Genomic DNA, 16,921 nt, shown 5'->3' with positions numbered 1-16,921 from the left:
CACAGCGCACGACCGGTCCCCGACGCGATGACCGGGGTCTGTCCGGCGGGCCTCAGACGTTGCGGCGGTAGCGGCCCCCGACGTCGAACAGGGTGTGGGTGATCTCACCCAGGGAGCACGATCGGACCGCGTCCATCAGCACGGCGAAGAGGTTCTCTCCGGCGAGGGCGGCGTCGCGCAGGCGGGCCAGCGCCGCCTCCCGCTCACCCGCGTGGCGGGACTGGAAGTCGGCCAGCCGCGCGAGCTGGGACCGCTTCTCCTCGTCGGTCGAGCGCTGCAGGGCGACCTCCCGCGCCGCCTCGTCGTCGGACCCCTCGGGCGGGAGGAAGGTGTTGACGCCGATCAGCGGCAGCGAGCCGTCGTGCTTGCGGGTCTCGTACAGCATCGACTCGTCCTGGATGCGGCCGCGCTGGTAGCCGGTCTCCATGGCGCCGAGGACGCCGCCGCGCTCGGCGATGCGGTCGAACTCGGCCAGCACCGCCTCCTCGACCAGGTCGGTGAGCTCCTCGACGATGAACGACCCCTGGTTGGGGTTCTCGTTCAGGGCCAGGCCCCACTCCTCGTTGATGACCAGCTGGATCGCCAGGGCCCGGCGGACCGACTCGGCGGTGGGCGTGGTGACGGCCTCGTCGTAGGCGTTGGTGTGGAGGCTGTTGCAGTTGTCGTAGATGGCGATGAGGGCCTGGAGCGTGGTGCGGATGTCGTTGAAGGCCATCTCCTGGGCGTGGAGCGACCGGCCCGAGGTCTGCACGTGGTACTTGAGCTTCTGGCTGCGCTCGTCGGCGCCGTAGCGGTCGCGCATGGCGATGGCCCAGATGCGGCGGGCCACCCGACCGATGACCGTGTACTCCGGGTCCATGCCGTTGCTGAAGAAGAACGACAGGTTGGGGGCGAAGCTGTCGACGTCCATCCCCCGGGCCAGGTAGGCCTCGACGTAGGTGAGCCCGTTGGCGAGGGTGAAGGCCAGCTGGCTGATGGGGTTCGCGCCCGCCTCGGCGATGTGGTAGCCGGAGATGGAGACGCTGTAGAAGTTCCGCACCTGCTGCTCGACGAACCACTCCTGGACGTCGGCCATCATCCCGAGGGCGAACTCGGTGGAGAAGATGCAGGTGTTCTGGCCCTGGTCCTCCTTCAAGATGTCGGCCTGCACGGTGCCACGGACGTTCCCGAGCACGAAGGCCCGGACCTCGGCCGCCTCCTCGTCGGTGGGCTCCCGCCCGTGCTCGGCGGTGAAGGCGTCGAGGCGCTGGTCGATCGCCGTGTTCAGGAACATGGCCAGGATCGTGGGGGCCGGGCCGTTGATGGTCATCGACACCGACGTCGTGGGGTCGCACAGGTCGAACCCGTCGAAGAGGACCTTCATGTCATCGAGGGTGGCGACGCTCACGCCGGCGTTGCCGACCTTGCCGTAGATGTCGGGCCGGAGGTCCGGGTCGAAGCCGTAGAGCGTCACCGAGTCGAAGGCGGTGGAGAGGCGGGTCGCGGGCTGGCCCTCGGAGAGAAGGTGGAACCGTCGGTTGGTGCGGAAGGCGTCGCCCTCGCCGGCGAACATCCGCGCCGGCCGCTCGCCGTCGCGCTTGAAGGGGAACACCCCCGCCGTGAACGGGTACCGCCCGGGCAGGTTCTCCTCCCGGAGGAACCGCAGCAGGTCGCCCTCGTCGGTGGTGCGGGGCAGCGCGACCCGCGGCACCTTGGTGCCCGACAGCGACTCACGGGTCAGCTGCGTCGTGATCTCCCGGTCGCGGATCGTGACGGTGTGCTCGTCACCCGAGTAGGCCTCGACGGTGGCCGGCCACCCGTCCAGGAGGGCCCGGGACTCGGCGTCGAGGCGCCCGTCGGCCGCCTCCTCGAGGGCGGGCAGGCCGGCCGCCTCCTCGTCGCCGCCCTGCTCCTGGACGAGGGCCCGCACCGAGCGCACCGCCTGGCGCTGGCGGGCGGCGGCCGCCTGCTCGGCGGTGCGGGCGTGGTGGGACCGGACGGCCTCGGCCACCTCGGCCAGGTAGCGGACCCGAGCCGGGGGCACGATGGCGGTGTCGGCCGAGCTGACCTTGACGTCGACCGGCGCGAGCGCCCCGCCCCCCGCCGGCAGGACCAGGCCGTGGTCGACCAGGCGCCGGCTCAGCTCCTGGTACAGCGCGGTCACGCCGTCGTCGTTGAAGCGGCTGGCGACGGTGCCGAACACGGGCATGTCGGCCGGCTGCGACCCGAACGACTCGGTGGTGCGCACCATCTGGCGGCCCACGTCGCGCCGGGCGTCCTCGCCGCCCCGCCGGTCGAACTTGTTGATGGCGACGACGTCGGCGAAGTCGAGCATGTCGATCTTCTCCAGCTGGCTGGCGGCGCCGAACTCGGGCGTCATGACGTAGAGGGCCAGGTCGCAGTGGTCGACGATGGCGGCGTCGCCCTGGCCGATGCCCGGAGTCTCGACGAGGACCACGTCGGCGCCCCACGCCTTGGTCGCGGCCACGATGTCGTCGAGCGCCTCGGGCACGACCGCCCCGGCGGTGCGGGTGGCCAGCGACCGGAAGTACACCGTCGCCGGGTCGATCGAGCTCATGCGGATGCGATCGCCGAGCAGGGCGCCGCCGCCCTTGCGCCGGGTCGGGTCGATGGCGATCACGGCGATGCGGAGCTTGTCCTCGTGGTCGAGGCGGAACCGTCGCACCAGCTCGTCGGTGAGGCTCGACTTCCCCGACCCGCCGGTGCCGGTGATGCCGAGCACGGGGACGGCCCGGCTCTCGGCCGCGGCGCGGAGCTCGGCCGTGAGCGTCGTGGCCAGCGTGTCGCCCTCGAGGCAGGTGATGACCCGGGCGAGGGCGGCGCTGTCGCCGCCGAGGAGGGCGTCGAGGCTGCTGGGCGCCTGGGCCGCCAGGTCGACGTCGGCCTCGCGCACGAGGTGGTTGATCATCGCCGGGAGGCCCATGGCCTGGCCGTCGTGGGGGGAGAAGATCCGGGTGATGCCGTAGGCGTGGAGCTGGGCGATCTCGTCGGCGACGATGGTCCCGCCGCCCCCGCCGAAGACCTTGACGTGCCCGGCGCCCCGCTCGTGCAGCAGGTCGTGGAGGTACTGGAAGTACTCGACGTGGCCGCCCTGGTAGGAGCTGACGGCGACGCCCTGGACGTCCTCCTGCACGGCCGCGGTCACGACCTCCTCGACGGAGCGGTCGTGGCCCAGGTGGACGACCTCGGCGCCCTGGCTCTGGAGGATCCGGCGCATGATGTTGATCGAGGCGTCGTGGCCGTCGAACAGGCTGGCGGCGGTGACGAACCGCACCGGGTGGACCGGGCGGTGCAGGTCGGGCGAGGGCATCGGCCCAGATTAGTTGGACGTCAAACTACCTGTCGAGGGGTCAGGGCGGGGCGGCGCCGGCCGGGCCGTCGGGGTGGACCTCACGGGTGACCCGGGCCCGCCGATGGGGGCCCATGACCCTCGAGGTGCGCGACATCGAGTACGTGCGGTACCAGAGCTCCGCCATCGTCCTGGGGTTCTCGCTGACCCGGGCCCCCGACGAGCTCGAGACCGAGCTGATCCAGGCCTGGCCGTCGGTCGAGGGCACCGACCGGCCCCTCCGGGTCGAGGGCCGCCTGCTCGTCGCCGAGGTCCCCAGCACCGCGGCGGCCAAGGCCTGCGTCGCCTGGCTGATGAGCGACCAGGGCCTCGCCGCCATGGCCGCCCGGGCCACCGTCGTCGCCGACGCCAGCGAGCAGCTGTTCACCGATCTGCAGGCGCTGGTCCACAGCACCTACGACGCCGGTCCGGTGGGCTGACCTCCCGCCGCGGACGCCGGGCTCATGCGGCGGCGACCCGGACCGATGGTTCGGCCATGTCCGCCCTCCCGACCACCCCGCCGCTGATCACCGCCGGCCTGCTCCGGGCGTTCCTCACCGACTCGGTCCCCGACGAGACCGCCATCGTCGTCGAGCGCGTGGGCGACGACGGGGTCGTGACCACCGAGGCCGTCAGCGCCGTCGCCTTCGCCATGCGCGGCGAGGGCGCCTTCTCCCTCGTCCTCCGCACCGCCTGACGCCGGCCTCCCGGACGTCGGGTGCGACGGTACGGGCCTCGGACACCGTCGCCGATCGGTCAGCCACGGAAGGTGCCTGGCACCATCCGTGGGGAGCGGACGACCGGTCGTCAGGAGCGGAGGCGGGCGAGGAGGGCGAAGAGGGTGACGGCCTCGGGCTCGGTGAGGTCGAGGGTCTCGAACAGGTCGCCGTTGAGGCGCTGGGCCGCAGCGGCGGCGACCGCACGGCCCTCGTCGGTCAGGACGGCGAGGGTCGTCCGTCCGTCGGTGGGGTGCGGCTCCCGGCGGACGAAGCCCTGGCGCTCCAGGCGGTCGACGGCGCTGGTGACGCTGGCCGGGTGGACCTGGAGCCGGGCGCCGAGCCTGCCCATGGGCAGGCGGCCCTCGCGGGTGAACGACAGCAGCGTCAGGACCTCGAACCGGGCGAACGTGAGCCCGAACGCCCCGAGCACGGCGTCGGCCCGGGCCAGCAGGACCTGCTGGGCCCGCATGACCGAGGTGACGACGCCCATGCCCGGGGCCGCGGCGCCCCACCCGTGGGCCCGCCACTGCCGGTCGGCCTCCTCGATCGGGTCGAAGGGGAGGTCACCAGCCACCCCGGCACGGTAGCCACGCCACCATGGACGGCCGGAGGGGGCTACTCGCGGACGACGTCGGCCGGGTCCTTGTCGACCCGGAGGCCGAGGTAGCGCGGGTGGCGGAGGCGGCCGGCGTCGCTCCAGTCCCCGAAGCCGACCTGGGCCACCAGCTCGGGTCGGACCCAGCGGGCCTCCCTCATCCGGGGCGGGTCGCACACGGGAGGCGCGTCGACCACGAGCGGATCGAGGCGCCCCTTGAGGTCGCGGAGCACCTCCTCGCTGAAGCCGGTGCCGACCTTGCCCCCGTAGCGCAGCTGCCCGTCGTCCACGTAGCCGAGGAGCAGGGCCCCGATGGCGACCCGACCCCCCGACGGCGGGGTGAACCCGACGATCACCATCTCCTGCTCGCGCACGACCTTGAGCTTGAGCCAGTCCCGGCTGCGACGGCCCTGGTACCGGCTGCCCACCCGCTTGGCGATCAGCCCCTCCCAGCCCTCGGCCCGGGCGCGGCCGACGAGCTCGTCGGCCTCACCCTCCAGCGCCTCGGCCACCTCGATCGTGTTGCGTCCTGCGCCGCTCGCACGCTCGCCGGTCGGCTCGACCACGCGGGCCAGGAGCGACTTCCGGTCGGCGAGCGGGAGGTCCCGCACGTCGCGCCCCGCCACCCACAGCAGGTCGAAGGCGACGAACGTCGTCCGCACCGGGGAGAGCCGCGAGCGGGCCTCGCTGTGCACGTGCATCCGCCGCTGGAGCAGCGGGAAGCTGGTCCGGCCGTCGGCGTCGTAGGCGACGACCTCGCCGTCGATCACGGCGTCGACGGCGACCTGCTCGGCCAGGGCGTCGACGACCTCGGGGTAGACGTCCTCCTGGTGGATGCGGTTGCGGGACAGGAGGGTGGCCTCGCCGCCGACGACCCACGCCAGGAGGCGGACGCCGTCGAGCTTGCGCTCGAAGATCCACCCGCCGCTGCTCCCGCCCGGCAGCCGGGCGTCGGGGGCGAGGGTGGCGGCCATGGGCTCGTACCACCGCTCCGGACCGCCGGCCTCCGGCGCATCGGCGTCGTCGGGGGTGCGGGCCACTCGCCCTTGCTACCTCCTCCGGCTCGCCGGGTCAGGCCGGCGTGCGGGCTGGACGTGGCGACGCCACCTGGCGCGCCTCCGGCGCCGCCTTCCGCCGGGTCACCGGCGTGCCGCCGCCGGCGTACCGGAGCGCTCCGGTCTGATCACGTCGACGTCGTGGTCGGCGTCGGGGGCGTGGAGGCCGAGCAGGGCGACGCCCTCGGTCTCGGCGTCGCGCCGCTGCGCCCGCGTCCACCGGACCAGGGGACGGAGCACCAGGGTCGCCCGGCCGTCCTCCCGCCGGATCGACCAGAGCCCCCCGACGCTGCCGTCGACGAGGACCACCCGGGGCCGGGCGACCACCTCGACCAGGGCGCCGCCCCCGAGCCCGTCGGGGACGATGCGGCTGCGGTCGGCGTGGCTGAGCAGCACGTCGTCGAACTCCGGGAGGAAGCGGACCGGCGCCGGGACGTCCGGGTCGGGTCGGGCCCCGTCGGGGACGTCGACGAGCAGGCGCCCGGTGTCCTCGTGGCGGTAGGTCACCAGGCGACCCGCCAGGCGGTCGAGCTTGGCCCGCACCCCGATCCACCCCGACCAGGTCGCGATGTCGGCGGCGCTGGCCGGCCCGAAGGCGGCCAGGTAGCGCAGGATGACGGCGTCCTCGTCGTCGGGTCCGGCCGCGGCCAGCGGACGCCCGAGCCACTGGTCCAGCGGGGCCCACCGCGCCGCACCGCTCCTCCCCCACACCCCGCGCGGCGGGACCTGGACGGTCGGGAGGAGGTACTTCACCACGTCGACGAGCCGCTCGACGTCGCTGCTGCCGGCCTCGCCGATCCGGGCCTTCACCTCGGCGCCGGACCGGGGCTCCTCGCCGATCCACGCCCACACGTCGGCGAGGACGGCGTCGAGGTCGACCCCCGCGGTCGCCCGCCCGAACACGTTCCCGGGCGAGATCCGCCGCTCCACCACCTCCTGGGCCAGACCGCGGGCGAGGAGGGCGTCGTCGGCGGTGTGCAGGTGGACGGTGCCCCGCCAGGTGACCAGGCGGGCGAGGGTGCGGTCCTCGAGCCCGGCGCCGAGGGCGGCGGGGGCGAAGCCCTCCAGCCGCGACCACAGCGCGGTGTAGGGGTCGAGCGGCTCCTGGGCCTGCAGCCCGACCAGGTGCTCCACCTCCTCGGGAACCGAGCGACCGGCGCGGGCCAGGAGGTCCTGGCGGGCGAGGAGGGCCCGGTTGAGCTGGCGCCGGGTGAGCGTCGGAGGGGTGCCCGTCATGGGAGCAGGGTCGCGCCCAGAAGTGGACACGTCCTGGCCGGTTTGGGGTGCGACACTCGACCCGTGCGCGCCGACCGCCTCGTGGCCACCCTGCTGCTGCTCCAGGCCAAGGGCCGGGTCACCGCGGCCGAGGTGGCCGAGGAGCTGGAGATCTCCGAGCGCACCGCCCGCCGTGACCTCGAGGCCCTGAGCATGGCGGGCATCCCCGTCTACTCCCAGGCCGGGCGGGGCGGAGGCTGGTCGCTGCTCGGGGGGTCCCGCACCGACCTGTCCGGGCTGACGGCGGCCGAGGCCCGGACGCTGTTCCTGGTCGCCGGTCCGGGGTCGTCGGCCACGCCGGAGGCCAAGTCCGCCCTGCGCAAGCTGGTCCAGGCGCTGCCCGAGACCTTCCGGGCCGACGCCGAGGCGGCGGCGTCGGCGGTGATGCTCGACCCCGCCAGCTGGGGCGCGTCGCCCCCCACCCCGCCGCCGTTCCTCGACGAGCTGCAGCGGGCCGTCGTCGACGGCATCCAGGTCGAGCTGGGCTACGCCGACCGGCAGGGGGCCGAGACGCAGCGGACGATCAGCCCGCTCGGCCTCGTCCAGAAGGGCCAGATCTGGTACCTGGTGGCCGGCACCGACAAGGGGGTGCGGACGTTCCGGGTCTGGCGGGTCCGGTCGGTCGATCGCACCGCCACCCCGGTCGAGCGGCCCGCCGGCTTCGACCTGGCCGTGACCTGGGCCGAGGTCGTGGCCGAGATGGACCAGAGGCGGATGGCCCAGGGCGTCGAGGTGCTCGCCGACGCCGACCTCGTCCGCCAGCTGCGGATGCACTGGGGCGCGAACCTCGTCGTCGACGAGGACGCCCCGCCCCGACCCGACGGGCGGGTCCCCGCCACCATCGCCGGACCGTCGTGGGAGGTGGTCGTGGACCAGCTGGCCGGCTACGGCGGTGCCCTCGAGGTCCTCGCCCCGGGTGAGGCCCGGGACCGGCTGGGCCAGCTGGGGGCCGAGCTGGTGGCCCGGTACCGCGCCGGGTCGTGACCGATGAGCCCCGGGCTCGGCGGGGGTCGACCGCCGAACCCGCCGACCGCTCGGAGGCCCCATGCCCCGCACCGTCCCCTCAGCCGATGGCACCCCGATCGCCCACGAGATCGTCGGCGACGGCCCTGCGCTCGTCCTCGTGGCCGGCATCTTCTGCACCCGCGAGACCCTGCGCCCGCTGGCCGAGGCCCTCGCCGACCGGTTCCGGGTCGCCGTGTACGACCGGCGGGGCCGGGGCGCCAGCGGCGGGCAGGGCCCCGTGCCGGACGATGCCGTGGCTCGCGAGGTGGAGGACCTGGACGCGGTGATCGGCGCCCTCGGCGGCGAGGCCTCCGTCTACGGCCACTCGTCGGGCGCGGGGGTGGCGCTCCGGGCGGCGGCCGCGGGGCTGGCGATCCCCCGCCTGGTGCTGCACGAGCCGCCCTACGGCCCCGACGACGACGCCAGCGTGGCCGAGGTCCGGACCATGGCCGCCGACATCGTCACCGCCCTGGACGAGGACCGGCCCGGTGACGCCATCGCCCGCTTCATGGCCGACATGGGGCTGCCGCCCGAGGTGCTGGCGGGCATGACCGCCGACCCGGGCATGCTCGCCGTCGCCCCGACGATGCCGTACGACCTCATGGTGATGGGCGACCTCGACGCCGGTGGTGCCGTCCCCGAGGGCCTGGTCCGATCGGTGGCGGTGCCGACCCTGGTGGTCGTGGGCGGTGCCAGCCCGGACTTCTTCCGGGACACCGCCGACCGGCTGGTGGAGCTCCTCCCCGACGCCCGCCGGGCCAAGCTCGACGGCCACGACCACGGCGCCCCGGCCGACGTCGTCGCCCCCGTCGTGGCCTCCTTCCCCGGCGTCGCCTGAGCATCGCGGCAGAACTGGCCACTACGTGGCCAGTTAGGGGGCGCACGCTGTCCCCATGACACAGCACCCGTCCTCCCCCACCATCGAGGCCCGCGGCCTCACCACCCGCTTCGGCGCCGTCACCGCCCTCGACGGGCTCGACCTGGTGGCCCCCGCCGGCCAGGTCGTCGCCCTGCTGGGCCCCAACGGCGCCGGAAAGGGCACCTTCGTCCGCAGCGTGGCCACGCTCGTCCGCCCCGACGAGGGGGAGCTGCGCGTCGCCGGCGTGGACGTGCTCCGCCAGCCCCGGGCCGTGCGGCGGCTGATCGGCCTGGCCGGGCAGTCGGCCTCGGTCGAGGAGGCGATGACCGGCCGCGAGAACCTGGCCATGGTCGCCCGCCTCTTCGGCCTCGACCGGCGGGCGGCCCGGCGGGCGGCGGCCGAGGTCCTCGACCAGCTGGGCCTGGCCGAGGCCGGCGACCGGCTCGTCCGGACCTACTCAGGCGGCATGCGGCGCCGGCTCGACCTCGGTGCCAGCCTCGTCGGCCGGCCCCGGCTGCTGCTGCTCGACGAGCCCACGACGGGTCTCGACCCCCGCAGCCGCACCGAGCTGTGGCAGGCGATCCGCGACCTGGTGGCGGCGGGCACCGACGTCCTGCTCACGACCCAGTACCTCGAGGAGGCCGACCAGCTGGCCCAGCAGGTCGTGGTCGTCGACCAGGGCCGGGTGATCGCCGCCGGCACCCCGTCCGACCTCAAGGCCCGCGCCGGGCACGACGTCATCGAGGTCCGGCCCACGGACCCGGGGCGCATCGCCGACGTGGTGGCCGCCCTGGCCGCGATGGGGGCCGAGGAGCCCCACGTCGACCCCGACGGCCAGCGGGTCCGCGTCGCGGTCGAGGGTCGCGGCGGCGCCCGCCTCGGCGAGGCGGTCCGCGCCCTCGACGCCCGCGGCGTCGTCGCCGACGACATCGCCCTGCGCCGCCCGACCCTCGACGAGGTGTTCCTCACCCTCACCGGCGGCCCCGCCGAGACCGCCGACGACCAGCCCACCGACGACGACCAGCCCGCCGCCGCCTGACCCCATCCCCTCCGACCGATCTCCGCCCTCCTCACCCCAAGGACACCTCCGATGACCGCCACCACCATCCCCACCCCGATCACCGCCCCGGCCACCGGGGGCTCCGACGGGGCCAGCTTCCTCTCCGGCACCCTCGCCATCGCCGGTCGCACCCTGCGGGCCTTCGTCCGCACCCCGCAGCAGATCGTGTTCGGCACGATCGCCGGGGCCATGTTCCTGCTGCTGTTCCGCTACGTGTTCGGCGGCGCCATCTCGACCCCTGGCCTCGACTACGTCGACTTCATCGTCCCCGGCTTCCTCGTGAGCGGCATCCTCTTCGGCGGGCAGGAGTCCGCCGTCGGGGTGGCCGCGGACATGGAGTCGGGCCTGTTCGACCGGCTGCGGTCGCTCCCGATCCACCGCACCTCGGTGCTCGCCGGACGGTCCCTCGCCGACGTCGGGCGGCTGGCCTGGAGCACCACGGCGACCGCCCTCATCGGCGTCGCCATCGGGTTCCGCCCCTCGGGGTCGGTCGCCGAGCTGGCTCTCGCCGCCGTCCTCGTCCTCACCTACGGCCTGGCGTTCAGCTGGGTGTTCACGACCATGGGGCTGGTGTCGGGCTCCGCCCAGGGCGCCCAGGGCCTGTCGATGCTGGTGTTCCCGCTGAGCTTCATCTCCAGCGCCAACGTGCCCGTCGACTCGATGCCGGGGTGGATGCAGCCGGTGGCCGAGCACAACCCGGTCACCTCGATGGTCAACTCCGTGCGCAGCCTGACCGGCGGTGGGGCGACCGAGGTCGGGCTGCCCCACGGGACGGCCCACTGGGTCCTGCTCTCGCTGGCCTGGTGCGCCGCCATCACCGCCGTGTTCGCCCCCCTCGCCGTCCGCCGCTTCACCCGGCGCTGACACCGGAGCGCCCCCGACCCGGTGGGTCCCGTCGGACGATCGTCCCGCGGGACCCACCGTGGCGGCGCCCGGCGGCAGGCGGGCCGGCCGCTGATGCTCAGCGCCAGGGGGTGACCAGCTCGCTGACCTTCTCGGTCAGGGCCATCTGGAGCATCGGGCCGAAGGTCACCCGGTGGACGCCGAGGGCCCGCAGGTCGTCGAGCGAGCCGGCCGACGAGCCGTTGACGGGGTGGGCGATGGCGTTGACCGGGCCGGACAGCTCGGCCAGCAGGGTGCGGAGGGCGTCGGCATCGGGGACCTTGACCGGGTAGACGCAGCGGGCGCCGGCTGCCTCGCAGGCCTGGAGCCGGGCCACGGCCTCGGCCAGCGGGTCGTCGAACACCTGGGTCTTCTGGAAGAAGGCGTCGGTGCGGGCGTTGATGACCAGCTCGACGCCGGCGTCGTCGGCTGCGGCCCGCAGGGCGCCGATGTAGTCGGCGTGCTCCTGGCGCTCGCGCATCCGGCCCTCGCTGTGCACGGTGTCCTCCACGTTGATGCCGGCGGCCCCGGCCTCGACGACCCGCTCGACCAGCTGGGCCGCCGGGGTGTCGTAGCCCGACTCCACGTCGGCCGTGACCGGGACGTCGACCGCGGTGGTGATGCGGCGGATGCCGTCGAGGGCGTCGTCGAGGGACATGCCCTCGTTGTCGGCCTGGCCCCGCGAGTCGGCGAGGGGGTGGCTGCCGATGCTGAGGGCCGGGAACCCGGCGTCGACGACGGCGCGGGCGGACCAGGCGTCCCAGACCGTGGGGAGGACGAGGGTGCTGCCGGTGTGGTGCAGGCGGAGCAGCTCGGTGGCGCGGGAGGCGGTGTCGCTCATGGGCCCACTCTGCCCGGCTCCGGCCGCCCCCGCTGGCGGGGGCGGCCGATCGATCAGCGGGTGGGCTGGAAGCGCCGCAGCCGGAGGCTGTTGGTCACCACGAACACGCTGCTGAAGGCCATGGCCGCGCCGGCCAGCATCGGGTTGAGCAACCCGGCGGCGGCGATGGGCAGGGCGGCCACGTTGTAGGCGAAGGCCCAGAACAGGTTGCCCTTGATGATCGCCAGGGTGCGGCGGGAGAGGCGGATGGCGTCGGCGGCGGCGCGCAGGTCGCCCCGCACGAGGGTGAGGTCGCTGGCCTCGATGGCCACGTCGGTGCCCGTGCCCATGGCCAGCCCCAGGTCCGCCTGGGCCAGGGCGGCGGCGTCGTTCACGCCGTCACCGACCATGGCCACGACCCGGCCCTCGTCCTGCAGGCGCCGGACGGCGTCGACCTTCTCCGCCGGCAGCACCTCGGCCACCACCTCGTCGATGCCGACCTGGTGGGCGACCTGGCGGGCGGCCCGCTCGTTGTCGCCGGTGAGCAGGACGGGGCGCAGCCCGAGGGCGCGGAAGCGGCCGATGGCCTCGGCCGAGGTGGCCTTCACCGTGTCGGACACCACGACCACGGCGCGGGCCTCGCCGTCCCAGCCGGCCAGGACGGGGGTGCGCCCCTCGGCCTCGGCCTCGTCGCGTGCCTGCGCCAGCGCCGGGGGCAGGGTGAGCGACCAGTCAGCGAGGAACCGCTCCCGCCCGGCGACCACGGCGTGCCCCTCGACCACGCCGGTGACGCCCAGTCCCTGGGTGCTGGCGAAGGACTCGACCGGCGCCAGGGTGAGGCCGCGCTGGCGGGCCCCGGTGGCGATGGCGGCGGCGATGGGGTGCTCGGAGGCGTCCTCCAGGGAGGCGACGAGGCGCAGGGCCTCGTCGGCGTCGGTGCCCTCGGCGACGACGACGTCGACGAGGGCCATCTCGCCCGTCGTCACCGTGCCCGTCTTGTCGAGCACGATGGTGTCGATCCGGCGGGTCGACTCCAGGACCTCCGGGCCCTTGATGAGGATGCCCAGCTGGGCCCCCCGCCCCGTCCCGACCATGAGGGCGGTCGGGGTGGCCAGGCCCAGGGCGCAGGGGCAGGCGATGATCAGCACGGCCACGGCGGCGGTGAAGGCGACGGCGGTGCTGTCGGTGCTGGCGGCGGTGAGCCAGAAGCCGAGGGTCGCCGCCGCGAGGGCGATCACGACGGGCACGAACACGCCCGAGACCCGGTCGGCCAGCCGCTGGACCTGGGCCTTGCCCGTCTGGGCGTCGGTGACCAGGCGGGCGATCTGGGCCAGGGCGGTGTCGGCGCCGACCCGGGTCGCCTCCACGACCAGGCGGCCGCCGGCGTTGACGGTGGCGCCGGTGACGGCGTCCCCCGGACCGACCTCGACGGGCACCGGCTCACCGGTGAGCAGCGAGGCGTCGATGGCCGAGGTCCCCTCGACGACGGCGCCGTCGGTGGCGACCTTCTCCCCCGGGCGGACCACGAAGCGGTCGCCGACGGCCAGGTCGCCCACCGGGATCCGGACCTCGGCACCGTCGCGCAGCACCGCGACCTCCTTGGCCCCCATCTCCAGCAGGGCGCGCAGGGCGTCCCCGGAGCGGGACTTGGCCAGGGCCTCGGCGTAGCGCCCGGCGAGCAGGAACGTGGTCACGCCGGCGGCGACCTCGAGGTAGATCTGGCTCGAGCCCATCCCCCGCTCGGGCCGGATCGAGAAGCCGTGGGAGAGGCCGATGACGCCGGCGTCGCCGATCAGCAGGGCGTAGAGCGACCAGCCCAGGGCGGCCAGGATGCCCACGCTGACGAGCGTGTCCATGGTGGCGGCGCCGTGGCGGAGGTTCGTCCACGCCGCCCGGTGGAACGGCCACGCCCCCCAGGTGGCCACCGGGGCGGCGAGGGTGAGCGAGAGCCACTGCCAGCCGTCGATCTGCAGGGCGGGGACCATGCCCATGGCGATGACCGGCACGGCCAGGACGGCCGACGCGATGAGCCTCTGTCGCAGCGAGGCGAGGTGGGCGTCCGGCGTCACCTCGTGGTCCGCGTGGGTCGCCGGGTCGGGGCCGCCGGGGCGCTCGGCGGCGGTCGGCTCCGGGGCGGGGGGCACGACGCCGTAGCCTGTGGCCTCGACGGTGGCGACGAGGTCCTCGTCGCTGATGTCGCCGGCCACGGTGACCCGGGCCCGCTCGGTGGCGTAGTTGACCGAGGCGGTCACGCCGTCGAGGCGGTTGAGCTTCTTCTCGACCCGGTTGGCGCACGATGCGCAGGTCATCCCGGTGATGGTCAGGTCGACCTGGCGGGCCGGCGAGGCGTCCGCCGAGTGGCCGGGCAGGTTCGGGTCCGGTGGCGTCTGGGTGTCAGCCATGGTCGGCACCCTCCTCGTGCTCGTGGTCGGTCGCCGGGGCCGAGGTCGGCACCGACGTCTCGGGGGTCGTCTCGGCCGGGCCGGGTTCGGGTCGGTCCGCCGCGGGCTCGCTCCCCGGCTCGGGGATCTCGACGGTGAAGGCGGCCGTCTCGACCTCGCCGTCGACCTGGACGTCGAGGAACAGGCGGTAGGTGCCGGGGGTGGCGAAGGTCGCGGCGAAGGCCACGGGCGTGCCGTCCCCGTCGCCGCCGGCGGGCCCGCGAGTGGCGCTGGGGGACAACGGGTGGACGTGGAGGTACGCCAGGTCGTCGGCGCGGAAGGCGACGAGGTGGCCCCGGGCGCCCAGGTAGGGCTCCGGGGTGACCGGCTCGCCGGCGCGGGTGACGGTGAAGGCCAGCTCGGCGTCGCCCACGGCCGGGGTGCCCTCCATGGTGACGGTGAGGTCGTCGACCGTCGCCGTGGGCGCCGCCGGCGGGACGGCGACGGCGGAGACGGGGCCGGGGACCGTGAGGTCGGCGCCGAGGGTCAGCTCGGGACCACCGACGGGCTGGACGTCGGCCACGACCCGGTACGACCCCGGCGCCAGGTCGGGGCGGGCCACCGACCATGTCCCGTCGGCCGCGACCGTCGGGTGGACGTGGGCGTAGCCCACCAGGTCGCGCCCGACGACGATCAGGTGCAGGGGGCGCTCGTGGGCCACGACGGTCTCGACGACCGGGACGCCCTCGGGGTCGAGCACCCGGAAGCGGATCTCGTCGGCGGTGGGGTCGAGGTCGAGCCGGTAGCCGTCCTGGGTGGAGGAGGTGCCGCTGGCGGCGGCCCCGGTGGCTCCGCCGGACGCCTCGTCGTGGCCGGCGTCGTCGTGGCCGGCGTCGTCCTCGGCGTGGGTGGCGTCGTCGGCGTGAGCGGCGTCGCGGTCGTGGTCGGGGCCCTCGGTGTCGATGGGATCGATCGCCGCCCCCACGCCGGCGCCCACGGCGCCGAGCACGACGAGGGCGGCCAGGAAGCCGCCGACCTTGGCCCCGGCGTTCACGCCCGCACCTCGTAGCCGGCCTCGTCGACGGCGGCGGCGACGGCCGTCGGGTCGAGCTCGCCCTCGGAGGCGATGGCCACGACGCCCGTGGCCAGGTCGACGTCGACCCCGGTCACGCCGGGGATCTGGCCGACCTCCTGCTCGACGGCGGCGACGCAGTGGCCGCAGGTCATGCCCTCGACGGTGATGGTGGTGCGGGTCGTGCTCTCGGGCATGGCGGGCCTCCTGGTCTCGGGGAACGCCCGCAACATACCCCTAGGGGGTATTGCTCCGCAACCCCGGGGGGGTATCGCAGCCAGCAGCGCTTTGACCCCGTCACGCGATCGCAACAATGATCGCCGCACCCATGGCCCTGCCCCGCACCTCCGCGCCGCACGCCACGTGAGGTCCGCCCTCCCGGCCCGGGCGGCCGGCCGGCTCCTCGCCGCCGCCACCGCCGCCCTCGCGTGCGTCCTCGCCGCCGTCGTGCCGGCCCCGCCCGCCGGGGCCGACGACGGGGTGACCTACGTGTGCGAGAGGAGCTCGGGCTACGACTGCATGCCGGGCACCGACTACACCGGCCAGAGCGTCTGGGGGTCGTACGGCCCGGGCCACAACTGCGTGAGCTACGTGGCCCACATGCTCCAGCGCAACGGCTCCGAGCGCCCGTGGGAGGACCGGCTGGGCAACGGGTCCGATTGGGACGAGCACGCTCGGGCCGCCGGGTACGCCGTCGACACCGCCCCTGCGGTGGGGAGCATCGCCCAGTGGGACGGCGGCTCGGGCCACGTCGCCTACGTCGACGCGGTCGCGGCCGACCACATCGTGGTCACCGAGGACAACTACTCCGGCTACTCGTCGGCCCGGCGCATCCTCCGCACCAGCACCACCTTCGCCGAGGCCGAGTTCCTCCACATCCGCGACCTGCCCACGACGGCGACCGACGACGTGCTGTGGACCAGCGCCACCGCCGACCCCGCCCTCTGGTGGGGCGTGCCCACCGGCGAGGCGTCGCCCCCCTTCCGCGCCGGACCCGCCGCCCTCGGGGCGACGAGCGCCGACGCCCCGGTGGCCGGTGACCTCGACGGCGACGGGGCGACCGACCTCGTCCTGCACCCACCCGGGTCGACGCGCGCCCGCATCGCCTGGGGCGACGGGCGCGGCGGGTTCAGCACGCCGACGACCCGGTCGGTCCCTGCGCGCGGGCGGGCCCGGCCGCTCGTCGGTGACCTCGACGGCGACGGCGCCGACGACGTGCTCTGGTACGCCCCTGGGCCGGCGACCGACGCCGTGTGGTGGGGCGAGCCCCTCAGCCGGACGCCCGAGGTCGACGCCGTCGCCCTCCACGGGGCCTACCTCCCAGCGGTGGGCGACCTCGACGGCGACGGGGTCGACGACGTCGTGCTGGCCGGTCCCGGCGATGCCGTGGACCGCGTCGTCTGGGGCGCGACGGGCGTCCGCCGGATCCGCACGACGCGCCTCCCGGCCTCGGGGCTGGCCGCCTCGGCCACCGCCACCGTGGGCGACTTCGACGGCGACGGCCGCGACGACATCGCCTGGTCGCGCCCCGGACCGGCCCGTGACGCGATCTGGTGGGGCGAGGCCGACCGGGTCCCGACCCGGCACTCGCTCTCCCTCGATGCCGGACAGGTGGCGCGCAGCGGCGACTTCGACGGCGACGGCGCCGACGACCTCCTGCTGGTGGGCGTGGGCGGGACCGACGACGAGCTGCTGCTCGGGGCGGTGGGGCGGCGCTCCCTGGAGCTGGCCGCCCACCCGGTCACCGCGCCCGACGGCGCCATCGCCGTCGTCGCCGACTTCGGCCCCGGCTGAGTTCGCGTTCTGTCAATCCCCGTGGGCCTCCACGCCCCATGAGGATTGACAGAACGAGGGTGCAGGCGTTCGGCTC

General features: G+C 75.0%; 15 protein-coding genes. 7 read left to right on the top strand and 8 right to left on the bottom strand.

Features of this window, described 5'->3' with window-relative positions; all coding sequences use genetic code 11:
- Positions 1-52 precede the first annotated feature (52 nt).
- On the bottom strand, positions 53-3,310 hold the full coding sequence (icmF, locus tag HC251_RS02545) for a fused isobutyryl-CoA mutase/GTPase IcmF (RefSeq protein ID WP_219943756.1): 3,258 nt from the start codon (positions 3,308-3,310) through the stop codon (positions 53-55).
- 113 nt (positions 3,311-3,423) lie between these two features.
- On the opposite strand from icmF, the gene HC251_RS02540 reads away from it, so the two are divergent.
- Positions 3,424-3,768 carry a hypothetical protein gene (locus HC251_RS02540; protein WP_219943755.1) on the top strand — a complete coding sequence of 115 codons (345 nt, stop codon included), beginning with the start codon at positions 3,424-3,426 and terminating at the stop codon, positions 3,766-3,768.
- Between the two features lie 56 nt (positions 3,769-3,824).
- Complete coding sequence (locus HC251_RS02535) at positions 3,825-4,025, top strand: hypothetical protein (protein ID WP_219943754.1); 201 nt, start codon at positions 3,825-3,827, stop codon at positions 4,023-4,025.
- Between the two features lie 110 nt (positions 4,026-4,135).
- Here HC251_RS02535 and HC251_RS02530 read toward each other — a convergent pair whose 3' ends face one another.
- The 3 genes from HC251_RS02530 to HC251_RS02520 form a co-directional block, all read right to left on the bottom strand.
- Positions 4,136-4,621: a MarR family winged helix-turn-helix transcriptional regulator gene (locus tag HC251_RS02530; RefSeq protein WP_219943753.1), complete on the bottom strand. Its 486-nt coding sequence runs from the start codon at positions 4,619-4,621 to the stop codon at positions 4,136-4,138.
- A 41-nt stretch (positions 4,622-4,662) separates the two neighbouring features.
- Positions 4,663-5,682 carry a non-homologous end-joining DNA ligase gene (gene ligD / locus HC251_RS02525; protein ID WP_219943752.1) on the bottom strand — a complete coding sequence of 340 codons (1,020 nt, stop codon included), beginning with the start codon at positions 5,680-5,682 and terminating at the stop codon, positions 4,663-4,665.
- A 99-nt stretch (positions 5,683-5,781) separates the two neighbouring features.
- Entirely contained in the window at positions 5,782-6,933 is a 1,152-nt protein-coding gene (locus tag HC251_RS02520; protein WP_219943751.1) for a winged helix DNA-binding domain-containing protein, read from the bottom strand.
- A 63-nt stretch (positions 6,934-6,996) separates the two neighbouring features.
- Here HC251_RS02520 and HC251_RS02515 point away from each other — a divergent pair, with 63 nt between their 5' ends.
- The 4 genes from HC251_RS02515 to HC251_RS02500 all read left to right on the top strand — a co-directional run bounded on the left by HC251_RS02515 (position 6,997) and on the right by HC251_RS02500 (position 10,760).
- Positions 6,997-7,956: a YafY family protein gene (locus tag HC251_RS02515; protein WP_219943750.1), complete on the top strand. Its 960-nt coding sequence runs from the start codon at positions 6,997-6,999 to the stop codon at positions 7,954-7,956.
- 61 nt (positions 7,957-8,017) lie between these two features.
- A complete protein-coding gene (locus tag HC251_RS02510; RefSeq protein ID WP_219943749.1) occupies positions 8,018-8,815 on the top strand; it encodes an alpha/beta fold hydrolase in 798 nt (265 codons plus the stop codon).
- A 55-nt stretch (positions 8,816-8,870) separates the two neighbouring features.
- Positions 8,871-9,875, top strand: coding sequence for an ATP-binding cassette domain-containing protein (locus tag HC251_RS02505; protein WP_219943748.1), 1,005 nt, complete (start codon positions 8,871-8,873; stop codon positions 9,873-9,875).
- A 51-nt stretch (positions 9,876-9,926) separates the two neighbouring features.
- The gene (locus HC251_RS02500) at positions 9,927-10,760 is read left to right on the top strand and encodes an ABC transporter permease (RefSeq protein ID WP_219943747.1); all 834 of its coding nucleotides are present in this window, start codon (positions 9,927-9,929) and stop codon (positions 10,758-10,760) included.
- A 97-nt stretch (positions 10,761-10,857) separates the two neighbouring features.
- Here HC251_RS02500 and HC251_RS02495 read toward each other — a convergent pair whose 3' ends face one another.
- From HC251_RS02495 to HC251_RS02480, 4 genes are read right to left on the bottom strand one after another with little or no spacing between them, the layout of a single operon-like run.
- The gene (locus HC251_RS02495; protein ID WP_219943746.1) at positions 10,858-11,619 is read right to left on the bottom strand and encodes an isocitrate lyase/phosphoenolpyruvate mutase family protein; all 762 of its coding nucleotides are present in this window, start codon (positions 11,617-11,619) and stop codon (positions 10,858-10,860) included.
- A 53-nt stretch (positions 11,620-11,672) separates the two neighbouring features.
- Entirely contained in the window at positions 11,673-14,000 is a 2,328-nt protein-coding gene (locus HC251_RS02490; RefSeq protein ID WP_219943745.1) for a cation-translocating P-type ATPase, read from the bottom strand.
- Positions 13,993-15,033: a hypothetical protein gene (locus tag HC251_RS02485; RefSeq protein WP_219943744.1), complete on the bottom strand. Its 1,041-nt coding sequence runs from the start codon at positions 15,031-15,033 to the stop codon at positions 13,993-13,995. The genes HC251_RS02490 and HC251_RS02485 overlap by 8 nt, the downstream gene beginning before the upstream one ends.
- Complete coding sequence (locus HC251_RS02480) at positions 15,030-15,248, bottom strand: heavy-metal-associated domain-containing protein (RefSeq protein ID WP_219943743.1); 219 nt, start codon at positions 15,246-15,248, stop codon at positions 15,030-15,032. The genes HC251_RS02485 and HC251_RS02480 overlap by 4 nt, the downstream gene beginning before the upstream one ends.
- Before the next feature lie 166 nt (positions 15,249-15,414).
- Here HC251_RS02480 and HC251_RS02475 point away from each other — a divergent pair, with 166 nt between their 5' ends.
- Positions 15,415-16,845 (top strand): FG-GAP-like repeat-containing protein, encoded by a 1,431-nt coding sequence (locus HC251_RS02475; RefSeq protein ID WP_219943742.1) that lies wholly within the window; start codon positions 15,415-15,417, stop codon positions 16,843-16,845.
- Positions 16,846-16,921: the final 76 nt, after the last annotated feature.

The organism is Iamia sp. SCSIO 61187 (assembly GCF_019443745.1).
Lineage (GTDB): Bacteria > Actinomycetota > Acidimicrobiia > Acidimicrobiales > Iamiaceae > Iamia.
This window is presented reverse-complemented; position numbering and strand designations above follow the sequence as displayed.

What these genes read in the sequence shown, in the direction of transcription:
- icmF (WP_219943756.1), bottom strand. Translation starts at nt 3,310, where the DNA reads ATGCCCTCGCCCGACCTGCACCGCCCGGTCCACCCGGTGCGGTTCGTC.
- HC251_RS02540 (WP_219943755.1), top strand. Translation starts at nt 3,424, where the DNA reads ATGACCCTCGAGGTGCGCGACATCGAGTACGTGCGGTACCAGAGCTCC.
- HC251_RS02535 (WP_219943754.1), top strand. Translation starts at nt 3,825, where the DNA reads ATGTCCGCCCTCCCGACCACCCCGCCGCTGATCACCGCCGGCCTGCTC.
- HC251_RS02520 (WP_219943751.1), bottom strand. Translation starts at nt 6,933, where the DNA reads ATGACGGGCACCCCTCCGACGCTCACCCGGCGCCAGCTCAACCGGGCC.
- HC251_RS02510 (WP_219943749.1), top strand. Translation starts at nt 8,018, where the DNA reads ATGCCCCGCACCGTCCCCTCAGCCGATGGCACCCCGATCGCCCACGAG.
- HC251_RS02505 (WP_219943748.1), top strand. Translation starts at nt 8,871, where the DNA reads ATGACACAGCACCCGTCCTCCCCCACCATCGAGGCCCGCGGCCTCACC.
- HC251_RS02500 (WP_219943747.1), top strand. Translation starts at nt 9,927, where the DNA reads ATGACCGCCACCACCATCCCCACCCCGATCACCGCCCCGGCCACCGGG.
- HC251_RS02495 (WP_219943746.1), bottom strand. Translation starts at nt 11,619, where the DNA reads ATGAGCGACACCGCCTCCCGCGCCACCGAGCTGCTCCGCCTGCACCAC.
- HC251_RS02490 (WP_219943745.1), bottom strand. Translation starts at nt 14,000, where the DNA reads ATGGCTGACACCCAGACGCCACCGGACCCGAACCTGCCCGGCCACTCG.
- HC251_RS02480 (WP_219943743.1), bottom strand. Translation starts at nt 15,248, where the DNA reads ATGCCCGAGAGCACGACCCGCACCACCATCACCGTCGAGGGCATGACC.